Source organism: Nocardia sp. GP40, from assembly GCF_050434125.1.
Classification (GTDB): Bacteria; Actinomycetota; Actinomycetes; order Mycobacteriales; family Mycobacteriaceae; genus Nocardia; species Nocardia albiluteola.
Genome location: NZ_JBNPVW010000001.1, coordinates 307,283 through 323,381 on the forward strand (window position 1 = coordinate 307,283; position 16,099 = coordinate 323,381).

Consider the following 16,099-nt stretch of genomic DNA (forward strand, 5'->3'; position numbering starts at 1 on the left):
GTGGAGTTCCGTATCTCCGTAGTGCCATTCATCGTGCCATTCGTCCTGCAGTCCGGCGAGCCGTTTCGCGAATGTGAAGGTGTCCGGCGTCGTATTCCCGTCCAGTTGCTCGGAGATCAGCTCGTGCAGCGTATCGATATCGAACCGCATCGGATGCAGGAATGTCATGATTTCAACGCTGCGCGTGGGCTGGTGTATGGAGTCGAAGCTTCCCGCCTCGTACGGCGGCAACAGTTCCGTCATGATGATCGACGGGTTACCGCTCACGATATTCTGGAAGTCACCGCCCTTCCACGACGCATACGCCTTCTCGATGAGCGCCGGCCACAGCGCATGCTGATCGTCGTGTACCGCATAGATCATCGCGCCGTTGTCGTCGGCATGGAATTCCGGGGTAACTCGCACCCATGTCGGAATGCCGCCCGGTGCGAAGAATCGCACGGCGAAAGTTCCGTCCGGATATTCCTTGATCATGCTCCGGATGGCCTCGGGATTCCGGCTAGCGATATTCTTCAGCGGCGCTACCAGGTAGCAGTCTCCGATGCTGCCCTGCGCCGCATCCCGCGCCACCGGCCCGCCGTCGCGGTACAGGGCGGCGGTCGAGGTCTGTATCGTCCGCCCCGGTTCTCGCAGCGGTCGCGGCATGGGGCGTACCGGTACCGAATCGGGATCGATGGGCGCGTCGAACGGCCGGGCCGAAATCGTTGCTGCTGGACCGGTCTCGAATCGCACAATCGAATAGGCCTTGTGCAGCAGTGCCGGCCAGAGCGGCTTGCCGTTCGAGGGGAAGTGCAGCGGGCTGCGGTCGGTCCGTACCCAGCGCGGCATGCCGTCGACGAAGAATCGGATCCCGACGGTGCCGTCGGGGTAGGCGTGGAACATGTCCGCCAGCGCCTGCGGGTCCTGCTCGGCGATGTCACCGAGATTGCGCAGCAGCCCGGGGCGATCCGGCCAGATATTGCCGTGCACATCGGCCCGGCGTGGGGTCGGCCGCGAGTCCGTCTCTGTGAACAGCGGATCCGCGGATATCGGCACTGCCGATTCCGAGGGGCCGTCCATGCCCAGCGCGTGCACGGCGTCCGGTGGAAGCACGACGAGTGAGCCCTGATGCTCGACCTTCAGCCCGCCCGCGGCCGGCCTGCTCGGTACGAGGGTGCCGGGTCCCCACCCCACGACCGATCCCTGGCCGGTCGTGAACAGCAGCCGCCCGGTTCCCCCGTGCTGCGGGCTCTGTTTCGGCGTGCCCGCCCATCCGCCGTCGGGATGCGCGGACCAATCGAACATCTCGCGCAGCCCGGCGGCCATCGTAAATACCTCGGCGGGGTTCGAATCCAGCCAGATCGGAATGTCAGAATCGCCGGACAGGGGCGATCCACCCGTTCGCACCCTCGCCGTGGGCCCTATCACCACTGCCCGGCCATCCGCGGCGATCACCACGGTGTGCTGTGCCGTCCCGATCGTGCTGAGCCCATGGACCGCAGGGTTGTCCGGGACCGCCGAGGAGAACCACCTGCGCCCGCTGTACGGATCCTGCTGCGCATCCCGGGGCCCGGGCTCGTCCTGGAACAGCCAGTGCAACTCGTTGTCGGTGTACTCGGAGCCGGTGAAGTATCCGGGACCTGGGCCGTGGTCTTCGGTGGGGCCGAAGTCGGAGTCGACGTCCATGGGCTCGAATGCCGGTACTGTGCGAGGGGATTCCTCGTCGCTCTCGGAGACGGTGTCGTCCTCGAGCGGCAGGTTCAGGTGCACCTCATCGGGATCAATATCTCTGAGGATGAACTGGTTCTGCACCTCGTTATAGAAGTCGTCGAATGTGCCGTGACGGTGCATGTTGAGCGCCGTGGCGATCGCGGAGGCCCGAGAGGAGCCGAAGCTACCTTCCAGTGCTTCGGCGGCGAAGCCGACACCGGCCAGCTCCTGTTCGGACCCCGTCGGCGCGTCCCACAGGAACATATCGAGGTGACCGGCCTGGAATTCCCGCAACCAGGCGAGCACCCGATACACCGCGTCCATATCGCTGACGTAGGCCACGACGTTGTCCACCCGCCGCTCCCCCGGGCCGAACGCCTTCACCTCGCCGACCCCCGGGAACCGGTCGGGGTCGTCGAGAACCTCGCGTACGAGGTGGGCGAGCACCCGGGACCGCGCGTTGCCGGCCGCATTCACGTAAATCTTGAATCTGCCGTCCTCGGGGCGGGCATTCTCCCGAGCGAAATGTACGACCGGGATGTCTTCGGGCGCCCAGTTGCCGGCGTTGTCCGGCGTGAGAACCCCGATCTCCTCCATGTCGGCCTGCCGCGCGGAGCCGGGGGCACGGTGCGCGAGGATCTGCACCACCTCATCCCTGAAGGTGCGAGCGTCGGGCCGCTCACCCGCTCCCCGGTCCAGGTATGCGTTGTAGATGTGATTCACGTTCGGGAACGACTCGCGGCGGTCCCAGATGCCGTGCACGAAGGCATCCATGTTCTCCCGCGCCACCGTCGGGGGCGACATCCCGTTCTCCAGATAGGAGTGTGTCCGCAACGTCTGCAGGTCATCGAACGACAGGTCCGGCCACTCCGGCTGTAGCGCGTGATACAGCTGTTCCAGTCTGAGCGGCTGGTCGAAAATGTCCTCGAATTCCTCGACAGCGCGCGACACCACCGAATCCGTTCGGTCCGCCGCGGGAGGTGCGGGCGGCCGCGCGGGCGCAAACACCGCGCGGTCATATTCCTCCAGTGGCTCGTGCGATGTTGCCGGATTCGTCTCGGTGTTCGTCGGGTGCCCGAGGGGGGACTGTTCCGGGTGGTGGCCGTCGGCGTCGTGTGCCTGCGGCGCCCCGGATGGATCCGTGATGACGAAGGTGGGGATGTCCGGCTCTACGTTCCTTGTAGGGGTCGAGCCGATGCGTGCGGTGCCGATGAGCTGGGTGCCGACGGTGTCGTAGCCGGGGACGATTTCGGCCTGGCCCTGCGGGTTGTACATGGCGGCGGTGATGCCGGCGAGGTTATGGGGGGTGTGGGATTCGCGGGGGTATTCCCGGTCGCTCGAGGGATCCCAGACCGAAATGTCTTCGCCGTTGGTATTTTTCAGATAGAGGGCGTGTGCGCCGATGCCGTGCCGGTTGGTCGCGCCCGTGTACTTCTCGACGACCACGGCCTTCGCTCCGGCGCCGAGCCGACGGAGTTGCTGGGCGATGGCTGCGTGGTCGGGGAAGGTCTGCAGCGTTCCCGCCGAGCGCGTCTGGAAGTCCACGGCGTCCATGCCGTGCAGGCCGACCGGCTCCGTGGGCGGGGCGATGTCGTGGTTGTCGGGGGACTCGTCGGCGAGGCGTTGCAGGACCTGCTGGGCGCAGTCGTTGCGGGCCTGCTCGACGATGACGGGGTGGGTGTTGCCGATTGCAGCGCCGAAGAGTGTGTCCAGGTCCACGGGTGTGTGGCCGGTATGCGGCGGGGTGGCCTCGGATGTCTGGCTGCCGTCGGTTCTGGGAGGAGGCGTGGCGGGCTGGTGGGCGGCGGACTCGTGCGCCGGTGGGGCGTTGGCGGCGTAGTCGTGTGCCCGGCGGGAGTTGACGAGTTGCTGTTCGACGGCGGCCTTCTGCCAAGGGGTGGCGTACTTGCGGAGGTCGCCCACGGCGTGGTCGAGGTCGTTCCGAGTGTGTTCGAGGGTGGCCTCGCTGTCGGCGGTCGGTTCGGTCTCGTGCGCCTCGGTGGCCCGCGTGTGGGCGGTCGCGGCGTCTTGGTAGCGGGTGACCAGGACCTTGACGCGGGGAGTCGGGGCGCTCGATCGGTAGTCCTCGGGGGAGATGTAGTGCACGGCCTCGCCGGGGGTGCCGCCGTTTTCCCGGCCGCGCGCGAGGTCGCCGCTGCGGGCGGCGCGGGTCTCGACCTGATGGTTCACGCGGGCCGAATAGGCCGGGCCGCCACTGATTTTCACCTTCAGGCCGCCCGTGACCTTCACGTTGCCGTCCTCGTCGACGACTTCCTTGAAGGCCTCCTTGACCGGGGTGATGTCCACGCCGCGGCTCATCACCTTGTTCCCGAGGGTGATCTTCCCCAGCTGGCCGCCCGCGGCGATGATCTCCTGGAGCCGGTCGTAGGCGGCGCGTTTGCTGCCGAACGAGTCCATCCACGCGGCGTCGATCGCCTCGAAGTGGACATCGACCCCGCGGGCGGCGGCCTCGTCCTTCAACGCGGACGCGAGGCGGGCGACATCGGCGTTATCCATGGCCACCCCCAGCTGTGGCAGACCCTTCTGCTCGAGTTCGCCGGTGTCCTCGTTCCTCACGAACGCGGTATCCAGGATGTCCCTGGCCATCTGGGTGAATTTGCTGGATTTATCGGCGAAGTGCTGGTCCGGGCGCCGATCCAGTTGTGAGGTGAAGAACCGCTCCACCCGCGCGATGGGGCCGGTGCCGTATTCGTCGTGCATGACGTCCTCGACGCCGCGCGGAGTCTCCTCGGTGGGAGTGAGCAGGGTGCCCGAGGTGCCGCGGATCTCGAAGTGCCCGCCGGAGAACAACTGTTTACCGGTGATGCTGATCGAGTATTCCGGGTCGGCGGTGATGTTGCTGCCGTCGCCGGAGCCGTGTTTGACCTCCAGGTATTTGGCGAACCCGTTCCAGCGGCTGGAGGATTGTTTCTCCGGGTCGTCCATGAGCTGGTCGTTGGTGGCCGAGGAGATGATTTTGATTTTCCCCTCGTCATTGACGTGATAGTCGGTGTCCTGGCTGGGTCCCCACTCGGCCTGGGCGGCGTGCGCGTATTCCTCGACCTCGTGGTCGGTGAGCGGGCGCCCGAGCAGGGTTTCGAGTTTGCCGCGCCCGGCATCGGTCAGGCGGGAGTTGAACATTCCGGGGATGTCGGGGTTCTTCCCGAAATCGGCCGCCTCCAGCGCCCCTTCGTCCTTGGCGCGCTGGAAGTTTCCCCAGAGGTCCTTGGTGTTCGCCACGAATTCCGGGCTCGCGGCGTCGGCCTTGCCGGGGGAGAGCACGTAGTGGGTCTGCTCGTCGATCAGCTGGGCGTCGATCTCGTCGACGGTCAGTTTCCCGCCCGGGAACGGTTCGTAGCGGTCCTTCAGGCCGCGGGCCTGCGCGGCGTCGTCGAGAAGGGTCTTGTAGGCGGGGAAGTCCCGGGCGGACTCGAGGCTCGTCTGCAGGGACTTCAGGTCGTCGCCGGCCAGCCCGGCGTCCTTCAGCTTGTCGATCATGGCCTGGGCTTCCTTGACCGCGCGGAATCCGTAGTCCTGGGCGGTGCCCACCACGATCAGGGATTCTCCGTCGGTGCGGTGCGGGAACGGCTCATCCGAATCCAGGTGGTAGACCTTCAGATTCAGGGTGCGCTCGCCGACCAGCTTCAGGAACTCGTGCTGCATGTGATCCACCAGCGGATCACTGGAGGTCATCACGTGCGCCAGGCCGTCGTCCAGGGCGATGCGCACCGAGCGCAGGATGACCAGCATCTCCTTGCCCTCGCCGGTATCGACCTCGACCGGGGCGTGCTCCATCAACAGGTCCGCCATGTCCTGGGTGAACCGCTTCACCTTCCCGGACACTCGGCGTGACAGCTCGTTGAGCGCGGCGTTCTTCTCGTTGTCCGTCCCGTGCTTGATCGTGTGTTCCAGCTCGGTGTCGGTGAGCTTGGTCAACGGCCCCGACTTGTCCGACGGCTTACCCGATCCGGCCCGCAGCTCGTAATACTCCTGCCGCGCATCCGCCGCCGCGCGGGCGGCCTGGACCCGTTCCTGCGCGACCGCCTTGAAGGTCTCCGCCCGGTCCAGCTCCCCGCGCTGGTATGCCTCCCACCGCTCGCCGCCCGCCGAGCGCGACGCGGTCAGCAGCTTGGTCAGGGCGTCGTCGACGGTCTTCGTATGCTCGGCGACCGCCTGATCGTGTGCGTCCTGCGCGGCGGGCACGTCGTGGTCGCGGGCCTCGTGCAACGCCCGCTCGGCGGACTCGACGCGTTGCCGGGAGGAGGTGATCCGGTCGGTCTGTGCCTGACGCTCTTGCGCGGCACGGGTTTCCGCCTCCACGACCCGCCTGCGCGTCCGTTTGAGCCCTTCCTCACGAGCCTGCGCGACCTCGTGCTCATGCGCGGTCGCCGCCGGGACGTCGCGTGGCGCGGTGACATCGTGTTTGCCGGATTCGGGCCGGGTGGTGCGGGATTCGATACCCGCCTGCGGCTTGTCCGAGGCCGATGCCCGCGCCGCCGGAGTATCGGCCGGTTCGCGGTCGCCGGGTGCGCGCCGGTCCGCGGTGATCCGGGATGCGGGATCACCGGATTTGCCTGTGCCCGCGTCGATTCGGGCGTCACCGCGACGCACCTCGCCGGTCGGCTTTCCGTCGGCGCCCAGCGGTGTGGAGGGGTCGTAAATTTGATCGCTTCCGGTGCGGCGCAACGGATTACTGCCCTCGGTGCCGAGCGGGCGGGGACCGGGAGCGTCCACGGAATCGGGGTCGCGGCCCATCGGGGTCGTCTTGCTCTCGGGGGTAACCGAGAGGGACGGGTCGCGCCCCTGGATATTTTCGGTCTCGGCGACCGGGCGCAACGGGCTGCCTCCGGCGGTATCGGTCCCGGAGGTGCCCAGGTCCTTATCGCCGTACTCGCTGCCGGTGTCGCTGTATTCGGTATCGCTGTACTGGCTGCGGGCGTCGTCGTTGTCCCAGATGCCGTGGGTGTCCGAGATGCTGTCGCTGTCACTGTCGCTGCGGTAGTCGCCGACCGGGGAGTCCGGGCGGGACGGGATGTCGCGGGTCGTCGTGGGAAGCGGGCTACTGCCGGTGGCGGGGGCGGTGTGATCGGTGTCGGTGCGCAGCGGGTCGAGGTGGCCGGTGGATCCGTCCGCGACGGTCGAGGTCGCCGAGTAGCGGCGCGGTGGCTGGACCGGCCTGGTCGTCGCGGGTTCGGCGTGGGACGACAGTGTTTGCGCGGCTGCGGGTTTCGAGGATTCACGGGCCGTGCCGGAGGTGCGCTCGGGCGCGGTCCGGCCGGTGTGCTGCGCGACCGGATTGCGTTCGAGGGAGGTCCGGCCGTCCCCGCCCGCCGAGGCGGACCGTGCGGCCCTGTTCCCGTTCGTGGCGGTGCGCTGCTCACTCGGCGTGGGCTTCGGCCGCGCGGTCGAGGACCCGGTGCTCGTGCGGGGTGTGCCGTTGCCGGTCGAGGGGGCGTGGCGGGTGCTGCCGTTGCGGGAGCCGGAGGAGCCCGCGGCCACGTTGCGGGTGGATCCGATGTTCCCGACGGATGTCGGGGTGGTTCGCCGCGCTCCCGGATTCGATCCCGCGCCGGTATCGCCCCGCGAGGTTGCCGTGGTCGAGGCGCCGATGACCGGCTCGTTGCCGCCGGCCGATTCGTCGAGGCGGGCGTTCGTGACCTCGAGGGGCTCGCCCGCGAGGCGTTCGGCTCGCACGTTCGCGTTCGTGGCGCTCGGTGTGTCCGGGGTGTAGCGGGAGCCGGGGTCGGTCTTACCCGTCTTGTCCGTGGAACCGTCGCCGTAGGCGGGTGGGCGTTCGTCGGTGTAGGCGGGGAGTTGTTCGCCGTGTTCGTCCAGTCCGTGCAGGCCGAAGTTGCCCTGGACATGACCCAGCACCCCGTGCACGCCACCGACTAGACCACCACCGACCCCACCCAGCAGCGAGACCGGATCGAATTCCCACTGCCCGGTGAGGATTCCGTTGGTCAGGCTCCCGGCCCCGGCACCCACCATCCCCGCCGGGATACCCGAACCGACCGCGACCAGACCCGCCTTCCACCAGGTCATCCCCTTATCGCCCGCGACCAGCTTGCCCAGATACTGCCCGCCCAAATGCCCGACCGGGGTCGCGACCCCCGCCGACACCGCGCCGACCGCGCCGGAGACCAGCATCTGCTTGAGGTTGAACGAATGCTCGTGCCCCTGCGCCAGTTCGATGCCCTGGGCCAGCGCATCCGAGGCCATCCCGATGCCGCCCTGCTTGAGCGCCTCGATCGCGGCCAGCTTCCACAACGGCTTCTCGGCCACCTTCGCCGCTTGCGCGGCCAGCTTCTCGGCCAGCGTGCGCGCGATGATCCGCATGAGGCCCGCACCCTCGGCCTCGATCACCCCCACCGCCCACGTCCCCCACAGCGTGGCCAGCGCGTACGCGATCTCCGCGGCCATGATCGCGAGCATGATGATGATCTGCAGCTTGGCGTACTCGGTCTGGGTGCCGCAGTCGTAGACCGATTCCTCGATCTGCTGCAGGCCCTTGACCATGTTCTCGATCGAGTTGTCCCCGGTAAAGAACCCGTCGAACTGGGTCTTCATCTGATCCGCGCCGCCACCGGAATAATTCGCCAGCGCGGCATCGCACGCGGCATGCAACTGCGGGATGATGTTCTCGAGATCGGTCGCCGCGACGCCCCACACCTTGCTCAGATCGAAGAGCTTGTCCTCATCACCCTTCGGCCACGACGAACCCGCCAGGTAGGACAACCACTGCAACCCTGGGGGGATCTCGAGACTCATCGATCGGTGCTTCTCAGCGCGGGATCCGTTGTGCCATCAGGATTCAGCGGTGAACGGAAAGCAACTGCGGAGACGAGACGGCGGTCGAGCGAAGAGTCCCGTCGATCGCCCGGCGCGACTCGGTGCGGCCGACGCCGGTTTCATCGTTGTTCACGTCGAGTTCTCCTGATGCTCAACACAATCTGGCTCGGCCACACCGCCACACCAACTCTATGGGAAACTTTACTCTGCTATACCCCTTGACATGCCCATCGGGCCGCGGCGGGACGGACATCGGCGGCCGGCCATCGACCGGCAACGTTTCCGGCGCAGCGGGTCTCGTGCGCTCCAACCGACCTGCCACAGTGTATTTCACACCCGATGTGTCACACGCCCGTTCGTGCGCGGGAGCGTGACTGTTATCGGCGTGGACAGTATTTTGTGATCGGAAACATGGGGCGCAACCAGGAGGCGGTATGCGATTGCATCTGCGGGGAGTGGTTCTTCCGGGCAACGACGTGCGCGATCTGTGGGTGCACGACGGCCTGATCTCCGTCGAGCCCGTTCGAGATGCCGAAACCCTGTGCGACACAGGCTGGATCGTGCCCGGCCTGGTCGATGCGCACTGTCACGTCGGCCTGCGTTACGGCGGCGGCGACGAGGACCGCGCGGGCGCGATCGCCCAGGCCGAGACCGAGCGCGACGCCGGCGCGCTGCTGCTGCGCGATGCGGGCTCGCCCATCGACACCCGCTTCATCGACGATCACGAAGATCTGCCGAGGATCATCCGCGCCGGTCGGCATATCGCCCGGCCCAAGCGCTACATCCGGGAACTGGGCATCGAACTCGACGACGAGCGCGACCTGCCGGAGATCGTCGCCGAACAGGCGCGCTTCGGCGACGGCTGGGTCAAGATCGTGGGCGACTGGATCGACCGCTCCGTCGGCGATCTGCGCCCGCTGTGGAGCGATGCGATCCTGAAGGAGGCGATCGACGCCGCCCACCGGGAGGGCGCCCAGGTTACCGCCCATGTCTTCGGCGAGGACGCGCTGCCCGGACTGATCGGCGCCGGCATCGACTGCCTCGAGCACGGCACCGGCCTGACCGACGACACCATCGAGATGATGGCCCGCCAGGGCACCGCCCTGGTGCCGACCCTGGTCAACATCGCGACCTTCCCCGAAATCGCCGACAGCGCAACCAAATTCCCCGTCTATGCCGCGCACATGCGCGACCTGCACCGCCGCGTGCGCGACACGGTCGCCAACGCCCATGCCGCGAGCGTGCCGATATATACGGGTACCGACGCGGGCGGCTCGATCAGGCACGGCCGCATCGCCGAGGAGATCGACGCGTTGGCCGGCGCGGGCCTGTCCCGGCACGAGGCGCTGGGTGCGTCGTCGTGGAATGCGCGCGAGTGGCTGGGGCGTCCGGGGATCGAACACGGGGCCTCGGCGGATTTCGTGGTGTATGAGGCGGACCCGAGGACCGGTCCGGAAGTGCTTTCCGCACCCGCCTACGTCGTGCTTCGAGGCCAGGTGTACCCCCGTCGCGATCCGGTCACCGGGCATCGGTGATGCCCGTGCTGCGTGCGAATTGAACCTGGTCGGCAGGGATCCGAATTACTGGAAATTCCAGAAACCGGCGGGTCCGCCGCGCCGCGCCGATGCTGATTTTCCACCGGCGACCTGCTGCGATGTGATCGGTACACTGTTGTGCGTACAGGTACTGCCTTGCCTTTCCGCCTGATTTCCGTTGGGAGACGACGATGACCGCCGAGGTTGCGACGATCCACCCGCTGGGGCCCACAACGCTGGACGAGTAGCTGACAATGGAGCACCCGTCCGATGGATCTCGACTCGAGCTCATCTGGGGGTACCTGCACGTGACGCCGCCGCCCACCAGCTTGTACCAGCACGTGCTGATCGAACTGATTGTTCTACTTCGGGACGCCCTCCGTGGTGCTGGTCGGACCGATTTGCGCGTTCTACCGGGGATAGGGATTCGGATCAGCACGCGGTTCCGAACCGGTGTGATTCCAGATATCGCCGTCATCGATACGGATATCGACCAGACCAGCTTCGGTGCAAATAGTCTTCAACTGGCCGTCGAGCTTTGGTCGCCGGGAAATACCCGTCAAGAGCGTGATGACAAGATTGCGGCGTATGCCAGTGCGGGCGTGCGCTACCTCTGGCTAGTGGAGTTTCCGAAGGGCAAGCCCATGAGGTTCTGGGGTTACCGACTGGGCGAGAGCAGTTATGAGCAGGTGGCCTACGCTGACGCCGGTGAGGTGGTGACGGCCCCGGGACCCGTCCCAGTAAAGGTTCCGACGGCGCAGCCGCGCTGATCAGGGCCTGATTTCCAGGTCACATCGCCCGTCTGGCACAATGAACAACCGTCCTCGTCGAGGACAAGTGCAGCCCGTCTCCGGTTACGTACCGCGCGGCGGTCACACACTCAACGCGAAACCGGGCCCGCAAGCCGTGCGGGTCGCTGAATTGCGCCGTGACCATTCGGTCGGCCCAGGCCGACCCATCCGAAAGGCAAGCCCATGGCTGTCAAGATCAAGCTCACGCGGCTCGGCAAGATCCGCAACCCCCAGTACCGCATCGTCGTCGCCGATGCGCGCACCCGCCGCGACGGCCGCGCCATCGAGAATGTCGGCAAGTACCACCCGAAGGAAGAGCCCTCGCTGATCGAGGTGGACTCCGAGCGCGTGCAGTACTGGCTGAGCGTCGGCGCGCAGCCCACCGAGCCCGTCCAGCGCCTGCTGGAGATCACCGGCGACTGGCAGAAGTTCAAGGGCCTGCCGGGCGCCGAGGGCACCCTCAAGACCAAGGCCGCCAAGCCGTCCAAGCTGGACCTGTTCAACGCCGCCCTGGCCGCGGCCGACAACGAGCCGGTCGCCGAGGCCGTGACCCCGAAGAAGAAGGCCGCCAAGAAGGAGGAGGCCGCCGAGGCCGCCACCGAGACCGAGGCTGCTGAATAATATGTCTGCCGTCGTCGCCGATGCTGTCGAACATCTGGTTCGCGGCATCGTTGCCAATCCCGACGACGTCCGCGTCGAGCTGATCACCAGCCGTCGCGGCCGCACCGTCGAGGTGCATGTGCACCCGGACGATCTGGGCAAGGTGATCGGGCGGGGCGGTCGTACCGCGACCGCGCTGCGCACCCTCGTGTCCGGGATCGGCGGCCGGGGCATTCGGGTCGACGTCGTCGACACCGATCAGTAGATGGAACTGGTTGTCGGGCGGGTCGCCAAGTCGCACGGAGTGCGCGGCGAACTCGTCGTGGAGATCCGCACCGACGAGCCCGAATTGCGCTTCGCCGAGGGGGTGGTCCTGCGGGGTCGCATGCCGCGCGCGAAGTCGGTTCAGGAATACACCGTCGAGTCGGTCCGGGAGCACTCGGGCCGGCTCCTCGTGCATCTGCGCGGTGTCGCCGGACGGTCCGCGGCGGATGCGTTGCGCGGCATGGTCTTTCTGGTCGACACCGACGATCTGCCGCCGTCGCAGGATCCCGACGAGTTCTACGACCATGAGCTCGAGGGACTCTCGGTGCAGCTGGCCGACGGCACCGTGGTTGGTACCGTCGCGGAGGTCTTGCATTCGGCTGCGGGAGAACTGCTTTCGGTGACCGCCGAGGATGCCGAGGGCAAGCAGCGGGAGATCCTGATTCCCTTCGTCAACGCGATCGTTCCCACCGTATCGATCGCCGAGGGCCTGATCGTCATCGATCCGCCCGAGGGCCTGCTGGACCCGGAAGGGTTGCCGGACAAGGAGTGAGCGATGAGCGACGGATTCGCCGAACCACGTGACGCGGCGTCGAGTCACGAGGCGGCGGGCGAGTCCGGGGCGGCATCCTCGACCGAATCCGCACCCGGGCCGCTGCGCCTGGACGTAATCACGATCTTCCCCGAGTACCTGGAGCCCCTGCGGACGGCCCTACTGGGCAAGGCCATCGACAAGGGCCTGGTCGAGGTGGAAGTCCACGATCTGCGTCGCTGGACCCACGACGTGCACAAGGCCGTGGATGATTCCCCCTACGGCGGCGGCCCGGGGATGGTCATGAAGCCCACCGTGTGGGGCGACGCGCTCGACGAGGTCTGTCCCGCTGACGCCCTCCTGGTGGTGCCCACCCCCGCCGGAGTCCCGTTCACGCAGGCCACCGCCCAGAGATGGTCCGGTGAGCGGCATCTCGTCTTCGCCTGCGGTCGTTACGAGGGCATCGATCAAAGAGTCTTCGATGATGCCTCGCGCCGGGTGCGGGTCGAGGAGGTCAGCATCGGCGACTACGTGCTGATCGGCGGCGAGGCCGCGGTACTGGTGATGGCCGAGGCGGTGGTCCGCCTGCGCCCGGGCGTCCTGGGCAATCGGCAGTCCCACGAACAGGATTCGTTCTCCGACGGGCTGCTCGAGGGGCCGAGCTATACCCGTCCGGTCAGCTGGCGCGGGCTGGACGTTCCGGAGATCCTGCTGTCGGGCAACCACGCCAAGATTGATGCCTGGCGTCGCGAACAGTCACTGGCCCGCACCCAGGAGCGCCGCCCCGACCTGCTCCCGCCCGAGTAGGTACCCACGCCCCGCCCTCGGATACAGCGGCGGTATTCCGGTGTGCCGCAATGCCGTCGTGTGATCCCGGTGGACTCTGTGCGCCGCGATATCCCGCGCGACGAATCAACCAGGCAGTCCCGGGGAACCCGGAACGACTGGCGGCGCTGCTGCGCGCGCAGGCGCACGGGGCGGCGGATCTGGCCGCGGCGGGGCATCTGGCCGCCGACGGAAAGGGGCGCGCCGACCCGGCCGACCTCGTCGACGACCTGCTGGGGTATCTGCCAGCCGCGATTCGGCGCGCGTAGTCGCGTCGGGCAATAGCGCTGGGGGAGCGTGGATTTCGCAACCGGAACGGCGTGCGATGGGCGGAAAGGGGTGCGGCCGCGCGGCGCGGCGGCGCGGCACCCTGGTTTGCTGTCGGAGGTCGACGGTAGTGTCTGCGGGCGTGACGACAGCCTCCGAACCCGTCAGCACCGAAACGGCCAGCGCCGAAACCGGCAGCGCCGTCGGCTCCGCGCCCGCGGCTCCGGCAGGAACAGCGACGGTCCACCTAGCCAGCGTCGGCCGCCGCCTAGCCACCGAGCTCAACGTGCGCGACGAACAGGTACGCGCCGCGGTCGAACTGCTCGACGGCGGGTCCACCGTTCCGTTCATCGCCCGGTACCGCAAGGAGGTCACCGGCGGCCTGGACGACGCACAGCTGCGCCAGCTGGAGGAGCGGCTGCACTACCTGCGCGAGCTAGACGAGCGCCGGGCCTCGATCCTGGAATCCGTTCGAGGCCAGGGCAAGCTGGACGCCGCGCTGGAGCAGCAGATCATGCTGGCCGAGACCAAGGCGCGCCTCGAGGACATCTACCTGCCCTACAAGCCGAAGCGGCGCACCAAGGCCCAGATCGCGCGCGAGGCCGGGCACGAGCCGGTCGCCGACGCGCTGATCGGCGATCCCACCACCGATCCGGCGCAGTACACCGCCGACCAGCTCGAGGGCGCCCGCGCGATCTTGGTGGAGCGCTTCGCCGAGGACGCCGATCTCGTGGGCGAGCTGCGTGAGCTGATGTGGAATCGCGGGCAGGTCAGCTCGCGGGTGCGCGCCGGCAAGGAAGAGGCCGGGGCGAAGTTCGCCGACTACTTCGAGTTCAGCGAGCCGTTCGACAAGCTGCCCTCGCACCGCATCCTGGCCCTGCTGCGCGGGGAGAAGGAGGAGGTGCTGACCCTGCACCTCGAGTCCGACGCGGAAGAACTCGCCGAGGGCGAGCGCACGATCTACGAGGGCCGGATCGCGCTGAAGTTCGGCATCGCCGATCAGGGCCGCGCCGCCGACACCTGGCTGCTGGACACCGTGCGCTGGGCGTGGCGGACCAAGCTGCAGGTCAGCCTCGGCATCGATATCCGGATGCGGCTGCGGCAGTCCGCCGAGAAGGACGCGGTCGACGTGTTCGCCACCAATCTGCGCGATCTGCTGCTGGCCGCGCCCGCGGGCACGCGCGCCACGATGGGCCTGGATCCCGGATACCGCACCGGGGTCAAGGTGGCGGTGGTGGACAGCACGGGCAAGGCCGTGGCCACCGAGGTCATCTACCCGCACAAGCCGCAGGGGCAGACCGAGAAGTCCCTGGCCGTGCTCGCCGCGCTGGTCGCCCGGTTCAACGTGGAGCTGATCGCCATCGGTAACGGCACCGCCTCGCGGGAGACCGACGCCCTGGCCACGGAGCTGATTTCCCGGATCCCGGAGAACAAGCCCACCAAGATCGTGGTGTCCGAGGCCGGGGCCTCGGTGTACTCCGCCTCCGCGTACGCCTCGCAGGAACTGCCCGACATGGACGTCTCGCTGCGGGGCGCCGTCTCCATCGCGCGCCGTCTGCAGGATCCGCTCGCCGAGCTGGTGAAGATCGACCCCAAGTCCATCGGCGTCGGCCAGTACCAGCACGACGTCTCGGAGACACTGCTGGCTCGGTCGCTGGGCGCGGTCGTCGAGGACGCGGTGAACGCGGTCGGCGTCGATGTCAACACCGCCTCGGTACCGCTGCTCTCGCGGGTGTCGGGCATCGCGACGTCGGTGGCGGAATCCATTGTGGCGCATCGCGATCAGAACGGTCCGTTCGGCAGTCGCAGCGCCCTGCTGAAGGTGCCGCGGCTGGGTCCCAAGGCCTTCGAGCAGTGTGCGGGCTTCCTGCGCATCCGCGGCGGGGACGACCCGCTGGACACCTCGGCGGTGCATCCGGAGTCCTATCCGGTGGTGCGCCGGATGCTCGAGTCCACCGGTCGCGGTGTGGCCGAACTCATCGGCAACACCGCGGTGCTGCGCTCGCTGCGCCCCGCGGATTTCACCGACGAGCGTTTCGGAGTCCCCACCGTCACCGACATCATTTCCGAGCTGGAGAAGCCGGGCCGCGACCCGCGCCCGGAGTTCAAGACCGCCGAGTTCGCCGCGGGCATCGAGAAGGTTGCCGACCTGCAGCCCGGCATGGTGCTCGAGGGCGTGGTCACCAATGTGGCCGCCTTCGGCGCCTTCGTCGACATCGGCGTCCATCAGGATGGGCTGGTGCACGTGTCGGCCATGTCGCACAACTTCGTCAAGGACCCGCGCGAGGTCGTCAAGTCCGGCGACGTGGTGAAGGTCAAGGTACTCGAGGTCGACGTGGCCCGGCAGCGCATCGGACTGTCGTTGCGGCTGGACGATGAGCCCGGCAAACCGGACAAGGGCGATTCGCGCCCGCGCCAGCAGGGCCAGCGCGGCGGCGGCAACCCGCGCCAGCAGGAGCAGGGCGGTCAGGGGCGCGGAGGCCAGGGCCGCGGCGGGCAGGGTGGCCGCGGCGGACAAGGCGGCCAGGGCCGCGGCGGGCAGGATCGTAACTCGCAGCGCCGCAATGCCCCCGAGCCCACCGGTTCGATGGCCGACGCGTTGCGCCGGGCCGGATTCGGGAAGTAGCCAGCCGGATTCGGTCGTAACGATGGAATCCGGGTGGCGGATCGTGAAATTCGCGCCGGATGAGGTTTGCGCGCTGACGTGCGGGGCCGGAGCGCTGTTCGGCGGCGCCCTGCTTCTGCTCGATGCCCGGGTGGCGGCGCAAGGTCGGCCGTAGTTCACCGGGCGGCACAGCTGGTTC

9 protein-coding genes (1 of these 9 only partly in view) are annotated in these 16,099 nt (G+C 67.8%); 8 read left to right on the forward strand and 1 reads right to left on the reverse strand.

Annotated elements, in window-relative coordinates:
- Nucleotides 1-8,460, reverse strand: the 5' end (the start) of a protein-coding gene (locus tag ABH933_RS01255; protein WP_429414120.1) for an ADP-ribosyltransferase. 26,187 nt of this gene lie to the left of the window's left edge; 8,460 of the gene's 34,647 nt are visible here — the first part of the coding sequence; it begins with the start codon at nt 8,458-8,460; its stop codon lies off the left edge, out of view.
- Between the two features lie 455 nt (nt 8,461-8,915).
- On the opposite strand from ABH933_RS01255, the gene ABH933_RS01260 reads away from it, so the two are divergent.
- From ABH933_RS01260 to ABH933_RS01295, 8 genes are all read left to right on the forward strand, one after another.
- Nucleotides 8,916-10,016 (forward strand): amidohydrolase family protein, encoded by a 1,101-nt coding sequence (locus ABH933_RS01260; RefSeq protein ID WP_429414123.1) that lies wholly within the window; start codon nt 8,916-8,918, stop codon nt 10,014-10,016.
- A 254-nt stretch (nt 10,017-10,270) separates the two neighbouring features.
- Nucleotides 10,271-10,786 carry a Uma2 family endonuclease gene (locus tag ABH933_RS01265; RefSeq protein WP_429414126.1) on the forward strand — a complete coding sequence of 172 codons (516 nt, stop codon included), beginning with the start codon at nt 10,271-10,273 and terminating at the stop codon, nt 10,784-10,786.
- A gap of 204 nt (nt 10,787-10,990) precedes the next feature.
- A complete protein-coding gene (gene rpsP / locus ABH933_RS01270) occupies nt 10,991-11,428 on the forward strand; it encodes a 30S ribosomal protein S16 (RefSeq protein ID WP_429414129.1) in 438 nt (145 codons plus the stop codon).
- A gap of 1 nt (nt 11,429) precedes the next feature.
- The gene (locus tag ABH933_RS01275; protein WP_067669576.1) at nt 11,430-11,672 is read left to right on the forward strand and encodes an RNA-binding protein; all 243 of its coding nucleotides are present in this window, start codon (nt 11,430-11,432) and stop codon (nt 11,670-11,672) included.
- Nucleotides 11,673-12,224: a ribosome maturation factor RimM gene (gene rimM / locus ABH933_RS01280; protein WP_429414133.1), complete on the forward strand. Its 552-nt coding sequence runs from the start codon at nt 11,673-11,675 to the stop codon at nt 12,222-12,224. It abuts the gene before it with no gap.
- Nucleotides 12,225-12,326: 102 nt separating this feature from the next.
- Nucleotides 12,327-13,010, forward strand: coding sequence for a tRNA (guanosine(37)-N1)-methyltransferase TrmD (gene trmD / locus ABH933_RS01285; protein ID WP_429415634.1), 684 nt, complete (start codon nt 12,327-12,329; stop codon nt 13,008-13,010).
- A gap of 50 nt (nt 13,011-13,060) precedes the next feature.
- Entirely contained in the window at nt 13,061-13,297 is a 237-nt protein-coding gene (locus ABH933_RS01290; RefSeq protein ID WP_429414136.1) for a hypothetical protein, read from the forward strand.
- Between the two features lie 284 nt (nt 13,298-13,581).
- Nucleotides 13,582-15,921, forward strand: coding sequence for a Tex family protein (locus ABH933_RS01295; RefSeq protein WP_429415637.1), 2,340 nt, complete (start codon nt 13,582-13,584; stop codon nt 15,919-15,921).
- The last annotated feature ends 178 nt before the right edge of the window (nt 15,922-16,099 follow it).